Source organism: Nocardioides rubriscoriae, assembly GCF_008087085.1.
In the GTDB taxonomy this organism is placed as follows: Bacteria; Actinomycetota; Actinomycetes; order Propionibacteriales; family Nocardioidaceae; genus Nocardioides; species Nocardioides rubriscoriae.
This window is the reverse complement of the sequence record NZ_VIYJ01000005.1, coordinates 154,475-169,113: the sequence shown is the minus strand read 5'-3', so window position 1 is coordinate 169,113 and position 14,639 is coordinate 154,475. Positions and strand designations below refer to the sequence as shown.

The following is a 14,639-nucleotide window of genomic DNA, read 5'->3' as shown; positions in this document are numbered from 1 at the left end:
CACGGCCCGGCCTCGCCGCGATCGTCTCGCAGGGGTCGTTACTTGTAGCTGCGCTGCTTCATCTCGACGGCGGTGTAGATGAGGTCCTCCTTGTGCAGCACCGGCTGACCCTCCTCACCGCCCCACTCCCAGGCAGCGACGTAGGCGAACTCGTCGTCGTGACGCAGCGCCTCGCCGTCGTCGGTCTGCGACTCGGCACGGAAGTGGCCGCCGCAGGACTCGCGCCGGTTGAGCGCGTCGATGCACATCAGCTCGCCCAGCTCGATGAAGTCGGCCACCCGGCCGGCCTTCTCGAGGGACTGGTTGATGGTCTCGGCCGAGCCGAGCACGCGCAGGTCGGACCAGAACGCCGCCTTGAGCTCACGGATCATGTCGATGGCCTTGCGCAGCCCGGGCTCGCTGCGCTCCATGCCGCAGTACTCCCACATGATGTGGCCCAGCTCCTTGTGGAAGCTGTCGGCCGAGCGCTTGCCGTTGATCGACAGCAGCTTCTGCACGCGGTCCTCGACGTCCTGGCGTGCCTCGACCACGGCGGGGTGGGACTCGTCGACCGGGGCGAAGGGCCCGTCGGCGAGGTAGTCGCGGATCGTGTTGGGCAGCACGAAGTAGCCGTCGGCCAGGCCTTGCATCAGCGCCGAGGCGCCCAGGCGGTTGGCGCCGTGGTCGGAGAAGTTGGCCTCACCGGTCACGAAGAGCCCGGGGATGTTGGACTGCAGGTGGTAGTCGACCCACAGGCCGCCCATGACGTAGTGCACGGCCGGGTAGATGCGCATCGGGACCTGGTAGGGGTTCTCGCCGGTGATGCGCTCGTACATGTCGAAGAGGTTGTCGTACTTCTCGCGCACCGCGTCCTCGCCCAGCCGCTCGATCGCGTCGGCGAAGTCGAGGTAGACGCCACGGCGGAAGTCACCGACGACCGGGCCGACGCCGCGGCCCTCGTCGCAGACGTTCTTGGCCTGGCGCGAGGCGATGTCGCGTGGGACGAGGTTGCCGAACGCCGGGTAGATCCGCTCGAGGTAGTAGTCGCGGTCCTCCTCGGGGATGTCGCGGGGGTCCTTGTCGCAGTCCTCGCGGTTCTTGGGGACCCAGATCCGACCGTCGTTGCGCAGCGACTCCGACATCAGGGTCAGCTTGGACTGGTACTCACCGGCGACCGGGATGCAGGTGGGGTGGATCTGCGTGTAGCAGGGGTTGGCCATGTAGGCGCCCTTGCGGTGGGCGCGCCACGCCGCGGTGACGTTGGAGTTCATCGCGTTGGTCGACAGGTAGAAGACGTTGCCGTAGCCACCCGAGGCGAGCACGACGACGTCGGCCAGGTGGGTCTCGATCTCGCCGGAGACCAGGTCGCGGGCGATGATGCCGCGCGCGACGCCGTCGACGACGATCAGCTCGAGCATCTCGTGGCGGGTGTAGGACTCCACCGTGCCGGCGGCCACCTGGCGCTCCATGGCCTGGTAGGCGCCGATGAGGAGCTGCTGGCCGGTCTGCCCGCGGGCGTAGAAGGTGCGCGAGACCTGCACGCCGCCGAACGAGCGGTTGTCGAGCAGGCCGCCGTAGTCACGCGCGAACGGCACGCCCTGCGCCACGCACTGGTCGATGATGCTGGTGCTGACCTCGGCCAGGCGGTAGACGTTGGACTCGCGGGAGCGGTAGTCGCCGCCCTTGACGGTGTCGTAGAAGAGACGGAAGACCGAGTCGCCGTCCTCCTTGTAGTTCTTGGCCGCGTTGATGCCGCCCTGGGCGGCGATCGAGTGCGCCCGACGCGGGGAGTCCTGGTAGCAGAACGACTTGACCTTGTAGCCGGCCTCGCCCATCGTCGCGGCCGCGGCGGCCCCGGCCAGGCCGGTGCCGACGATGATCACGGTGAGCTTGCGGCGGTTGGCCGGGTTGACCAGCCGGTTCTCGAAGCGCCGCGTGGTCCAGCGATCGGCGATCGGGCCGGTCGGGGCAGCGGTGTCGACGATCTTGTCGCCCTTGACGTAGTAGCCGTGGGCGTCGTCGGAGGTCTGGGTGGGCGCACTGTTGAGGGGCGTGAGCCCGTCGTGCAAGGTCGATCCGGCCATGATGGTGTCTGAACCCTTCAGTCGATGATGCCGGCGAGCACGCCGATCGGAACCAACGAGAACCCGCCGGCGACCACGATCGCGATGACCAGTCCGGCCGCGCGCGCGTTGCGGCGGGCTCGGGCGGTGCCGGTGAGACCGAGGGTCTGGGCGGAGCTGAACGTGCCGTGGTGGAGGTGGAGCGCGAGCGCGACCATGGCGACCAGGTAGATCGCGGTCAGCCACCACACGTCGAAGTTGTCGACCATGAGGCGGTAGGGGTTCTTGTCGGGGTCACCGGTCTCGCCGTTGGAGACGTTGACCTTGCCGAAGCTGAAGTTGAGCAGGTGCCACACGATGAACAGCAGCAGCGTGGCGCCGCCCCACCGCATCCAGTGCGACGAGAAGCTCGAGTGGGTGTTCTTCTTCACCACGTACTTCACGGTGCGGGCGCGACCCGCACGGCGGGCCAGGATCACCGCGCACGTGACGTGCACGACGAGCGCGGCGAGCAGGCCGACGCGGGCGATCCACAAGAAGCCCTCGTGGGGGAGGATCGGCTCGCCGAACTCGCGCAGGTGCTCTGCGTAGTTGTTGAACGTCTCCTCACCGGCGAACGCCTTGAGGTTGCCGTACATGTGTCCCAGCACGAACCCGATGAAGAGGAGGCCACTGGCGGCCATCAGCAGCTTCAGGGTGATCGTGGAGCGGGACGATCGAGAGCCCTTGACGAGAGCAGGTCGTGTCGTTGTTGCCACAAGAGGTCACTCTACGACCGCGGACGGACCTGCGCTCACCCCCTAGGGCTGTGACGTAGGTCGCTGGTCCGGACCAGTGACGCGCTCAGAGGGGCGCGCGGGCCCCGACGAGCGCGTCGTAGTGGGCGGCGAGCTCGTCGACCGCCTCGGTCCAGCTCCGGGTCACCGCGAGGCGGCGTCCGTGGGAGCCGAGCAGGCCGCGGTGGCGGTCGGCGGCGACCGACTCGACGGCGCGCCGCAGGGCGCGCGGGTCGGCCGGGTCGTAGAGGAGCCCCGACTCCAGGTGCCGTACGACGTCGGGCGCGCCGCCCGACCGGGGCGCCACGACCGGCACGCCCGCGGCCGCGGCCTCGCGCAGGGCGTGGCAGCAGGTCTCGTGCTCACCCGGGTGCACCAGCACGTCGAGCGTCGGCACCGCGATGGTGAGGTCGCCGGTCGAGAGGGCCCCGGTCATCCGGGCTCCGGGCAGCCGGCTCTCGAGCCAGTCGCGCTGCGGACCGGCGCCGATCACCACGGGCCGGATCCCGGGCAGCGACGCCAGCTCGGCCAGGCGGCGTACGCCGTGCTTCTTGTGCAGGCCGCCGACGTAGCCGACCACGACCAGGGGTCCGCCGACGGCGCGGGCCCGCGACCACGAGTCGTGCAGCCACTGGTCGCGCAGGGCCGGGGTGAGGGCGGCCGCGTCGACCCCGGGGCGCCACAGGCCCGCGTCGACGCCGAACTCCGCGACCCGGTCGACCATCCACTGCGAGGTGACCAGCACCCGGTCGGCGCGGTCGGCGACGCGGGTGCGCCAGTAGTCGGCGCTCTGGTCGAGCACCGCGGACTGTTCGACGACGACCGAGGGGATCCCGGTACGGCGGGTGTGCTTGAGCGCCTTGCGGCCCAGGGTGCCCGGTGAGGTCACGTGCACCAGGTCGGGGGCGAACTGGTCGACCGCGGCCCGGACCTGGGGGCCGGCCGCGTCGAGGGGCCGGACCCGCACCACCTGGCAGGTCCGGTACGTCGTCAGCCCGGGCCCCGGGGCGACGACCCGCACGGTGTGCCCGAGGTCGACCAACCGGTCCGCGACGGCCTTGAGGGTCGTCGTGGTGCCGTCGACTGCCGGGTAGAACGTCTCGGTGACCAGGGCGATCCGCATGGGACGAGGGTCGGACCGCCGTGCGTCCGCACGCCGATCACGACGTGGACGCCGGTTGAAATGCGGGTGCCGGTCCGGGTCAGTGGACGCGCACGCACACCAGCGCGGTGTCGTCGCCGGCGCCGGGAGGGGCGGCGGCCAGCAGGTGGTCGGCCATCTCGTGGGGCCCGAGGTCGACCCGGCCGCGCAGGTCGTCGGCCATCCGGTCAAGCCCCTCGTCCAGCGACCGTCCGCGGCGCTCGACCAGGCCGTCGGTGTAGAGGACCACGGTCGAGCCGGGTGCCAGCCGGACCCGGCTCACGGTCCGCGGCGAGCTCGGCTCGACGCCCAGCAGCAGCTCGGGCTCGCCGTGCAGCAGCCGGACCCCGTCGGCGTCGACGACGAACGGTGGTGGGTGCCCGGCGTTGGTCCAGCTCATCGTGGAGCCCCCGCGGGGGTCGGGCTCGAGCACCGCCAGGATCGCGCTGGCGAAGGTGCCGACCTCGAGCCCGTGCAGCGCGCCGTCGAGCGCGGTCAGGACGGCGGCCGGGTCGGGGTCGCCGTCGGCGGCGTAGGCGATGCCGCGCAGCAGGTTGCGCATCTGGGCCATCGCGGCCGCGGCGTGCCGGTCGTGGCCGGTCACGTCGCCGACCACGACCACGAGCTGGCCGCCGGGCAGCGTGAAGGCGTCGTGCCAGTCGCCGCCGACCTGGGCGGTCTCGATGGCCGGGGCGTAGCGGGTCGCGACCTGGTAGCCGCTGGGTGCGGAGGGCTCGCCCAGCAGGCTGCGCTGCAGGGTCTCCGACATGGCGCGCTCGGCGCCCGCGACCTGCCGCTCCAGCGTCAGGCTCTCGGCGCGGTCGAGGGCCTGGCCGATGGTCGCGGCCACGAGCCGCAGGAAGTCGAGGTGGTCCTCGTCGAGCGGCAGCATCGGGTTGGGCGCCACGACGAGCAGGGGCCGGTCCGACGACGCGTCGGTGGCCGTCCGCGCCGGGGAGGGGCTCGTGCGGGGCTCGCCCACCGGCAGGTCCACGGAGGTGCCGAGCTGCAGGGGCAGCCACACGACCGTACGGCCGTCGTGGTCCTCGACGACGGGGTCGCCCCCGAGCACCGGACTGCGTGGCCCCGCCGGCAGGGCGTCGTCGCGCGGCACCGCGCCCGAGGCGGGGTGGAGGTCGACGCCGCCCAGGTCGGCGAGGGCCGATCGCAGGAGCAGGACCGACCGGGTCGGCACGTCCTCCATCCGGTCGACGCCGCGCAGCAGGGCGCCCAGGCGCGAGAGCAGGCTGAGCCGGCGTTCGGTGACGACGTGCGACGTCGTCTCTGCGGCGATGTCGATGACCCCCTCGACCTCGCCGTCGGGGGACAGCACGGGGGAGTAGGAGAAGGTGAAGTAGCACTCCTCGAGGAAGCCGGCGCGCTCCAGGGGCACCAGCGCGTCCTCGATGAAGGTGCTGGTCCTGTCGTGGCGCGCGAGGTCGAGCCGGGGCCCGATGAACTCCCACGCCTCGGCGAAGACGCGCTCGGCGGGCGCGCCGAGGGCCTGCGGATGCTTGTCGCCGATGAGCTCGACGTAGGCCTCGTTGTAGAGCAGCGTGTAGTCGAGGCCCCACAGCAAGGTCATCGGGAACCGCGAGCTGAGCATCAACCGCACGGTGCTGCGCAGCGTCGGCGACCACGACGCCGGTGCTCCCAGCGACGTGACGGCCCAGTCGACCTCGGCGTACGACGACGACAGCATCGCGTCCGTGCCGAACAGTCCGTGCTCCACGCGACCAGAACCTAGCCCCCGGGCCGGACCTCCGCAGAGGTTTGGGTCGGCCCCGGGGGCGCGGTCCGGGTCAGTCCCTCACGAGCTGAAGGACTTGCCGGCCGTCGGCCCGGACCCGCCGACGTTGACGGCGGTGACGCTCACGGTGAGCTTGCCCCGGGGCAGGGTCGTGCGGCTGACACCGAGGCTGGTCGCCGCCAGCGAGCGCGACAGCACGGTCTTGCCGGAGCGGCGCACCACGACCTTGTAGGTCAGCGGGGTGCCGGACGGGTTGGTGGCGGGCTTCCAGCGGAAGGTCACTTTCGAGGCCGACTTCGACACGCTCAGGGCCGCGGGCCGGCCGGGCTTGGTGAACAGCGGGCGGAAGACCTTGACCTTGGCGCTCTGGATCGTGCTGCCACCGAGGGTGACGATGGTGGCGTCGAGCAGCGCGATCGTGCCGTTGGCGGCCACGGTGGGCAGCAGCGGGATGCGCAGCCGCTGCGCGGCACCGCCGAGGGTCAGGATCGGCGCGGCGCCGGTCGGGGCGCCGGGGGCGAAGACGTCGAGGCGTCCCCAGTCGTTGCCGTTGATGTCGCCCGAGCCGATGTAGATCCGGCCCTGGGGGTCGGTCGCCACGCCCTCGGAGAGGTAGCTGGGCCGCGGCGTCGGGACCTCCAGGCGCCGCGAGGGCGCGACGTCGCCGGTCTGGGTCGCGGTGAACACCGACACCGAGGGGTCGAAGGCGGCGGGCGCGACCGCGACCGCGTTGCCGGGCAGACCCGCCACGAAGCTGATCCCGAGGGAGTCGACGTCGAGCTGCGTGCGGTTGCCGGAGATCTTCTGCACCGGGGCGACGTTGCCGTTGGCGCCGGGGGCGAAGCGGAGCAGCTCGACGTCGCCGCCCGTGGTCGCGTCGAGGACCCACAGCGAGCCCTCGGGGGTCCACGCGAGGGCCTGGGGCTGGGTGATCTCGGTGAGGGCTCCGCTGATCGAGCGGACGGGCGCCGCCGCCCCGTCGGGCTGGGCCGGGTCGAGGACGTCGACGCTGGTGCTGCCGCCGTCGATGTAGGCCAGTCCGAGCGACGGGCTGAGCGCCGGCACCGAGCTGCCGCTGACGTCGGTGCCGGTGAAGGTCTTGGTCACGACCGGCGTCCCGTCCGAGCTCGGTGCCCACACCTGGATGTCGCCCGAGTCGACGGCGTAGAGGGTGCCGTTGTCGGCGATGCCGCCGACCGGGTTGATCGAGGAGCCGGTGGTGATGGTGCGCACGGGGGTGACGCTGATCGTCGCCGCCTGCGCGGGCGCGACCAGGGTGGCGGTCAGGACCCCGGTCAGGGCGAGGGTCGCGACGCCGACGGTGCGCACGCGTGCGGTGAGGGAGGAGCGGAGGGTGCCGGGGAGCGGCTGGGGTGAGGGCATGGGGATCTCGCTGTCCGAGGAGGAGGGGGCATGGCTGACGCCGTCCCGAGGCGGCGCCACGCCACGCTAGGCCGCGTCGGACGGGGTCGTCTCTGGTCATATCGGGCCAGATTCAGCCGGGATCCGGCCGGGCGCGGGACGGCGGCGGCGTACCAAAAACGTCACACTGTGTGGTCGGGTGTCGGGCGGGCTCCTAGGGTTCGGTCCATGACGACCGAGGGGACCACCGTCGAGGGCGGTCTGGACGAGCCGACCCGGCTCGAGCCCGTGCAGGGCTCGCTCGACCTGGCGCAGCCGGAGGACCGGCACACCCGGGCCGACTGGGAGCGCGAGGCGGCCACGGTGCTGCGCAAGGCGCGCCGGATGTCCGACGACGACCCCGACGACCGGGTCTGGGACACGCTGACCCGCACCACGCTCGACGGCATCGCGCTGCCGCCGCTGGGCACCCCCGACCTGCTCGAGGGCCTGCAGACCTCCGGCCGCCCGACCAGGGCCGGCGACTGGGACATCCGGTCGCATCTCGCAGCCGGGGAGGCCGAGGCCGTCAACGAGGAGGCACTGGGTGACCTCGAGGGCGGGGTGACTTCGTTGTGGCTCGAGGCCGGCCCCGACACCGACTTCGACGCCCTGCTGAAGGGGGTCTTCCTCGACCTCGCGCCGGTCGTGCTGCAGGCGCCCGCCGGCGACGAGGCCGCCACCGCCACCGCGTTCCTGACCTGGGCCGGCGACCTCGAGCTGCACCCGGCCACCAACCTCGGGCTCCCCGCCTTCGACGCGCAGGCCGCCGAAGCCGCCCGCGCCGCCGGCGTCCGGGCCTTCGTCGTCGACGCGACGACCGTCCACGACCGCGGTGGCTCCGACGCCCAGGAGCTCGGCTGGGCGATGGCCCGGGCCGCGACCTACCTGCGTGCCGCGACCGACGCCGGGCTCTCGGTGGCCGACGCCGCCGGGCTCGTCGAGGTCCGCCTCGCGGTGACCGACGAGCAGTTCACGAGCATCGCCAAGCTGCGGGCGGCCCGCCGGCTCTGGGCGCGGGTGCAGGAGCTGTCCGGGTCCGAGCCAGGACCGGTGCCGATGGCCCTGCACGCCGTTACGAGCCGGCCGATGATGACCCGCTACGACCCCTGGGTCAACATGCTCCGCACCACCGTCGCCGCGTTCTCCGCCGGTGTCGGCGGGGCCGACGCGGTGACCGTGCTGCCCTTCGACAGCGCGCTGGGGCGCCCCGACCTGTTCGGTCGCCGGATCGCCCGCAACACCTCCCACCTGCTGATCTCCGAGTCCCACGTCGCCCGCGTGGCCGACCCCGCCGGGGGCTCCTACGCCGTCGAGAAGCTCACCGACGACCTCGCCGTCGCGGCGTGGGCGGTCCTCGGCGAGCTGGAGGACGGGGCCGACCTCGACGCCGCGATCGCCGACGTCGTCGCCGCGCGCGACAAGCAGGTCGCCACCCGCAAGCGGCCGCTCACCGGCCTGTCCGAGTTCCCCCACCTCGCCGAGACCCTCCCGGCCCGCGAGGGCGCTGGGCTGGGCGTCCGCTCCTACGGCGCCAGCTTCGAGGCGCTGCGCGACGACCCGCCCGCCGCCCACGTGTTCCTCGCGACCCTGGGACCCGTGGCCGCCCACACCGCCCGCGCCACCTTCGCGACCAACCTGTTCGCGGCCGGCGGCGTGGCCGTCGACGTCGCGGGCGCGACCGACGGCGTCGACGCGCTCGTGGCGGCCTACGACGGGCAGGCGGTGGTCTGCCTGGCCGGCTCCGACGCGGCGTACGCCGAGTGGGGCGAGGCCGCGGCCGCCGCGCTGCGCGAGGCCGGCGCGACCCACGTGGTCATCGCCGGCAAGGCCACCGGCTACAGCGACGACTCCTGCGCCATGGGCGTCGACGCACTCGAGTTCCTGACCCGCACGAGAGAGGCACTCGCATGAGCGTCCCGAAGAGCTTCGCCGGCCTGCCGCTCGGCGGCGGGGTCCCGACGAGCTCGACCAGTGGGGGTGGCGAGTCCTGGACGAGCCCCGAGGGCATCGACATCCTCCCGGTCTACGGCCCCGAGCACCTGGAGGGCCTCGACGCCCTCGACACGTGGCCCGGCCTGAGCCCGTTCCTGCGCGGGCCCTACCCGACGATGTACACGACCCAGCCCTGGACCGTGCGCCAGTACGCCGGCTTCTCGACCGCCGAGGCGTCCAACGCGTTCTACCGCCGCAACCTGGCGGCCGGTCAGAAGGGCCTGTCGGTCGCCTTCGACCTCGCCACCCACCGGGGCTACGACTCCGACCACCCGCGCGTGCGCGGTGACGTCGGCATGGCCGGCGTGGCGATCGACTCGATCTACGACACCCGCACCCTCTTCGACGGCATCCCGCTCGACGAGATGTCGGTGTCGATGACGATGAACGGTGCGGTGCTGCCGGTGCTCGCGCTCTACATCGCCGCGGCCGAGGAGCAGGGCGTCAAGCCCGAGCAGCTCGCGGGGACCATCCAGAACGACATCCTCAAGGAGTTCATGGTCCGCAACACCTACATCTACCCGCCGGCGCCGTCGATGCGGATCATCTCCGACATCTTCAGCTACACCTCGGCCAGGATGCCGCGCTTCAACTCGATCTCGATCTCGGGCTACCACATCCAGGAGGCCGGGGCGACGGCCGACCTCGAGCTGGCCTACACGCTCGCCGACGGCGTCGAGTACATCCGCGCCGGCCTCGACACCGGCATGACGATCGACCAGTTCGCGCCGCGCCTCAGCTTCTTCTGGGCGATCGGGATGAACTTCTACATGGAGGTCGCCAAGCTGCGCGCGGCCCGGGCGCTGTGGTCGCGGCTCGTGCGCGAGTTCGGGCCCGAGAACCCCAAGTCGCTCTCGCTGCGCACCCATTCGCAGACCTCGGGCTGGTCGCTGACCGCCCAGGACGTGTTCAACAACGTCGGCCGCACGGCGATCGAGGCGATGGCGGCCACCCAGGGCCACACGCAGAGCCTGCACACCAACGCCCTCGACGAGGCCATCGCGCTGCCGACCGACTTCTCGGCGCGCATCGCCCGCAACACCCAGCTGCTCCTGCAGCAGGAGAGCGGCACGACGGGCACGATCGACCCCTGGGCCGGCTCCTACTACGTCGAGCGGCTCACCCACGACCTGGCCGAGAAGGCCTGGGCCCACATTCAGGAGGCCGAGCAGGCCGGTGGGATGGCCAAGGCGATCGAGCAGGGCATCCCCAAGATGCGCATCGAGGAGGCGGCCGCGCGCACCCAGGCGCGCATCGACTCCGGCGCCCAGAAGGTCATCGGCGTCAACACCTTCCGGCTCGCGGCCGAGGACAAGCTCGACGTGTTGCGCGTCGACAACGACGACGTCTACCGCCAGCAGATCGCCAAGCTCGAGCGGTTGCGGGCCGAGCGTGACGACGACGCCGTGAGCAGTGCTCTCGAGGCGCTGACCAACAGCGCCGAGCGGGGCCCGGCCAAGGGGTCGCTCGACGGCAACCTGCTCGCGCTCGCCGTCGACGCGGCCCGGGCCAAGGCGACCGTCGGCGAGATCTCCGACGCGCTCGAGAAGGTCTACGGCCGCCACCAGGCGGTCATCCGTACGATCTCCGGCGTGTACCGCGACACCGCAGGCGAGGGTGACGGCAGCCTGCTCCAGCAGGTCCTCGACGCGACCGCCGAGTTCGAGGAGGCTGAGGGACGCCGTCCGCGCATCCTGGTGGCCAAGATGGGCCAGGACGGCCACGACCGCGGTCAGAAGGTCATCGTCTCGGCGTTCGCCGACCTCGGCTTCGACGTCGACGTCGGCCCGCTGTTCTCCACGCCCGAGGAGGTCGCCCAGCAGGCGGTCGACGCCGACGTGCACATCGTCGGGGTCAGCTCGCTGGCGGCCGGCCACCTCGCCCTGCTGCCGGCGCTCAAGAGGGCGCTGGAGGAGCAGGGCAGGCCCGACATCATGACGGTCATCGGCGGCGTGATCCCGCCCGACGACGTCCCCACGCTGAAGGAGATGGGGGCGGCCGCGGTGTTCCTGCCCGGCACCGTCATCGCCGAGTCGGCGCTCGACCTGCTCGCCAAGCTGCGGGAGCAGCTGGGTCACTGATGCCCGACGTCGGCACCCTCGTCACCGGGATCCGTGACGGACGTCGCGCCGCGGTCGCGCAGGCGATCACGCTGGTGGAGTCGGGCAAGCCCGAACGCCGCGCGATGGCGCGTGAGCTCCTCACCGTCCTGACCGACGACCGGTCGGGCGTGCACTCGAAGGCCGTGCGCGTCGGCATCAGCGGGGTGCCCGGCGTGGGCAAGTCGACGTTCATCGAGGCCCTCGGCTCCCAGCTGACCGCGGCCGGCCACCGCGTCGGGGTCCTGGCCGTCGACCCCAGCAGCGTCCGCACGGGCGGGTCGGTGCTCGGCGACAAGACCCGCATGGCGCGGCTCTCGGCCGACCCCGCCGCCTACATCCGGCCGTCCCCGTCGGCCGGCACCCTGGGCGGCGTCGCGCGCGCGACGGTGCAGGCGATGGCGGTGCTCGAGGCGGCGACGTACGACGTGGTGCTGGTCGAGACCGTGGGCGTCGGCCAGTCCGAGGTCACCGTGGCCGGCATGGTCGACACGTTCCTGTTCCTCACCCTGGCCCGCACCGGTGACCAGCTGCAGGGCATCAAGAAGGGCATCCTCGAGATCGCCGACGTCGTGGCCGTCAACAAGGCCGACGGCGAGCACGAGCAGGAGGCCCGGGTGGCGGCCCGCGAGCTCGCCGGTGCCCTGCGCCTGGTCCGTGGCCACGCCGAGTGGGCGCCCCCGGTCGTCACCTGCTCGGCGCTGCACGACCTGCACGTCGACGACGTGTGGCACCGCGTGCTGTCGCACCGCGAGCACCTCGGGGCCGACGGGCTGGCCGCCAAGCGGGCCGAGCAGCAGCTGGCCTTCACCTGGGCCCTGGTGCGCGACGAGCTCGACCAGCGGCTGCGGCACTCGCCCGGCGTCCGTGCGATCCGCGACGAGGTGCGCCGCGAGGTTCTGGCCGGTGCCCTGCCGGCGACCGTGGCGGCCGACCGGCTCCTCGCGGCCTACGACGACTCGCACTACTGATGGCGTTGGTGGCCGCGCTCGCCGTCGTCGCGGGTGCACCGACCTCTCCCGCTTCGGCTGCCGGTAACAAGATCGACTGCGGCCAGACCAACAACAGCAGCTGGTGCAGCTACATGACACGCAACCTCGTCAACAACAAGACCATCGGTTACCGCGACAGCATCACCAACAACCGCAGCTACGCGATCCACGGTAGTTGCGAGGCCAACACGAGCAAGACGTCGACCTACACGCTCAGCACCACCCTCGGCACCGAGATCAAGGCCGGCATCTTCGGTGGGGTCAAGGCCGAGGTCAACGCGGGCGTCGAGAAGAGCATGACCACCGGGTACGTGACCTCGGCGTCGTTCAAGATCCCCGCCGACGAGACGGTCTACTGTGACCGCGGCATCGTCAACGAGCGGCTCGAGGGCTACACCAAGCTGAGCTACTGCGGCGGTGGGTGCTCCACGACCACCAAGAAGTGGTCCTTCCAGGCGCCGGCCCGACTGCGGTGGTGGATCTACTGATCTCTCGCGTTCGCGAGGTGGGCACGGCCGCGGTGGTGATCACCGCGGCCGTGCTGCTGTCGGCTTGCCAGTCCGGCGGCCGCGCGCCGGCGCCCGCCCCGACGACGAGCGCTCCGACCGGGAGTCCGTCGTCGGTCGCACTGCCGGACCTCGTGCCCGTGCGGCCGGACGAGGTCGACCGAGGTGCCCGGACCGGCCGTGGTCCGGTCCCGCGGGTGCTCACGACCGTGTCCGACGACGTGGTCGTCGTGTACGCCGTGTGCGCGGAGGTGGAGGCGGGCCTCACCCTCACCCTCATCCTGACCCTGCCGCGCCCCGAGGCCCTGAAGGTGCCCTGCGACGGTGTCGTGTCGCGGACCCAGGTCTTCACCGTGCGGGGTCGGTCGTTCGGTGTCGACGTGGTCGGGACCGACGACGTCGACTGGAGCCTGCGGGTCACGACGCGCGAGGAGTAGGAGGAGGACGTGGAGCCCGCCTCGTCCCAGGGTGCGACTTGACCGAGGGCGCTGGCCAGGGGCACTAACCTGGGCTGGTGCCCGGCCGCCCCGATGACCCATCCGCGGTGATCGACGACGTCCTCACCAAGTACGACGCCGAGCTCATCGACCTGCGACGTGACCTGCACGCCCACCCCGAGCTGTCGTGGTCCGAGACCCGGACCACCGACCTGGTGGCCCAGCGGGTCGAGGCGGCCGGCTGGCGGGTCACGTTCCCCGCGCCGACCGGGGTCGTGGCCGAGCTCGGCCCCGGCCACGGGCCGGTCGTCGCGCTGCGCGCCGACATGGACGCCCTGCCGGTGCAGGACGTCTCAGGGGTTCCCTGGGCCAGCACCGTCCCCGGCGTCGCGCACGCCTGCGGCCACGACGTCCACACCTCCAGCCTGCTCGGTGCCGCCCTCGCCCTCGGTGAGGTCCACGAGCGCGGTGACCTGCCCGGACGGGTGCGCCTGCTGTTCCAGCCCGCCGAGGAGGTCATGCCCGGCGGCGCCAAGCAGCTGATCGCCGAGGGCCACCTCGACGACGTGCAGCGGATCTTCGCGCTGCACTGCGACCCCAACGTCGACGTGGGCCGCATCGGCCTGCGCTCCGGGGCGCTGACCAGCGCCGCCGACAAGATCGAGGTCCACCTCGAGGGCAACGGCGGACACACCTCGCGGCCCCACCTCACCGGTGACCTGACCTTCGCGCTGGCCAAGGTGACCAGTGAGCTGCCCGCCGTCCTGAGCCGCCGGATGGACCCGCGTGCGGGGGTCAGCGTGGTGTGGGGGATGGTGCGGGCCGGATCGGCGCCCAACGTCATCCCCGACACCGGCATGGTCGCCGGCACCGTGCGCATCCTCGACGCCGTCGCCTGGGCGCGCTGCGAGCCGATCATCCGCGAGGCCGTCCACGACATCGTGCGGCCCTACGGCGTCACCGCCACGATCGACTACCTCCAGGGCGTGCCCCCGGTCGTCAACGACCCGGGCTCCAACGCGATCCTGGCCGCCGCCACGCGTGCCGTGCTCGGCCACGGCGGGCAGACCGGCGTGCCGCAGAGCCTGGGCGGCGAGGACTTCGGCTGGTACACCGACCAGGTGCCCGGCGCCATGTTCCGCCTCGGCACCCGCACCCCCGGCGGGGCGACGTACGACCTGCACCAGGGCAACCTGCGCATCGACGAGCGGGCCATCGGGATCGGGGCCCGCGTGCTGGCCATGGCGGCCATCGGGGCGCTCGAGAGCTCCTGATGGCGGTCCGGGTGGGCCGCGCGCAGCGAGCCCGGCGTGACCTGGTCGTGGTCACTGTCAGGTAACAACTGGTGACGTTCACAGATTTGTCCACCCAACTACCTCTTCCCGGGTGCGGGCGGGGCTAAGGTCACGTTTGTTTTCCGTGTGCCCCGACCGATGGGCGCACCACTAACTTGAGGAGGGATCTTGCGTCTCACGACCAAGATTGCAGCAGTGCTCAGCG

The 14,639-nt window shown here is 72.1% G+C and carries 11 protein-coding genes; 6 read left to right on the top strand and 5 right to left on the bottom strand.

All coding sequences use genetic code 11. The features are described 5' to 3' along the window. Positions 1-38: 38 nt before the first annotated feature. The 5 genes from FZC61_RS10470 to FZC61_RS10450 all read right to left on the bottom strand — a co-directional run bounded on the left by FZC61_RS10470 (position 39) and on the right by FZC61_RS10450 (position 7,092). The gene (locus FZC61_RS10470; protein ID WP_148614116.1) at positions 39-2,063 is read right to left on the bottom strand and encodes a fumarate reductase/succinate dehydrogenase flavoprotein subunit; all 2,025 of its coding nucleotides are present in this window, start codon (positions 2,061-2,063) and stop codon (positions 39-41) included. Between the two features lie 17 nt (positions 2,064-2,080). After that, positions 2,081-2,800 carry a succinate dehydrogenase cytochrome b subunit gene (locus FZC61_RS10465; RefSeq protein ID WP_148614115.1) on the bottom strand — a complete coding sequence of 240 codons (720 nt, stop codon included), beginning with the start codon at positions 2,798-2,800 and terminating at the stop codon, positions 2,081-2,083. Between the two features lie 85 nt (positions 2,801-2,885). Further along, on the bottom strand, positions 2,886-3,941 hold the full coding sequence (locus FZC61_RS10460; protein ID WP_148614114.1) for a glycosyltransferase: 1,056 nt from the start codon (positions 3,939-3,941) through the stop codon (positions 2,886-2,888). A 79-nt stretch (positions 3,942-4,020) separates the two neighbouring features. Next, positions 4,021-5,691, bottom strand: coding sequence for a SpoIIE family protein phosphatase (locus FZC61_RS10455; RefSeq protein ID WP_148614113.1), 1,671 nt, complete (start codon positions 5,689-5,691; stop codon positions 4,021-4,023). Positions 5,692-5,769: 78 nt separating this feature from the next. Next, complete coding sequence (locus tag FZC61_RS10450) at positions 5,770-7,092, bottom strand: hypothetical protein (protein ID WP_148614112.1); 1,323 nt, start codon at positions 7,090-7,092, stop codon at positions 5,770-5,772. 207 nt (positions 7,093-7,299) lie between these two features. On the opposite strand from FZC61_RS10450, the gene FZC61_RS10445 reads away from it, so the two are divergent. From FZC61_RS10445 to FZC61_RS10420, 6 genes are all read left to right on the top strand, one after another. Beyond that, complete coding sequence (locus FZC61_RS10445) at positions 7,300-9,024, top strand: methylmalonyl-CoA mutase family protein (RefSeq protein WP_148614111.1); 1,725 nt, start codon at positions 7,300-7,302, stop codon at positions 9,022-9,024. Beyond that, positions 9,021-11,186: a methylmalonyl-CoA mutase gene (gene scpA, locus FZC61_RS10440; RefSeq protein WP_148614110.1), complete on the top strand. Its 2,166-nt coding sequence runs from the start codon at positions 9,021-9,023 to the stop codon at positions 11,184-11,186. The genes FZC61_RS10445 and scpA overlap by 4 nt, the downstream gene beginning before the upstream one ends. After that, entirely contained in the window at positions 11,186-12,175 is a 990-nt protein-coding gene (gene meaB / locus FZC61_RS10435; RefSeq protein ID WP_148614109.1) for a methylmalonyl Co-A mutase-associated GTPase MeaB, read from the top strand. The genes scpA and meaB overlap by 1 nt, the downstream gene beginning before the upstream one ends. 113 nt (positions 12,176-12,288) lie before the next feature. Next, complete coding sequence (locus tag FZC61_RS10430; RefSeq protein WP_148614108.1) at positions 12,289-12,684, top strand: hypothetical protein; 396 nt, start codon at positions 12,289-12,291, stop codon at positions 12,682-12,684. Between the two features lie 215 nt (positions 12,685-12,899). Then, positions 12,900-13,139, top strand: coding sequence for a hypothetical protein (locus FZC61_RS10425; RefSeq protein WP_148614107.1), 240 nt, complete (start codon positions 12,900-12,902; stop codon positions 13,137-13,139). A gap of 107 nt (positions 13,140-13,246) precedes the next feature. Further along, complete coding sequence (locus FZC61_RS10420; protein ID WP_246142627.1) at positions 13,247-14,413, top strand: amidohydrolase; 1,167 nt, start codon at positions 13,247-13,249, stop codon at positions 14,411-14,413. The last annotated feature ends 226 nt before the right edge of the window (positions 14,414-14,639 follow it).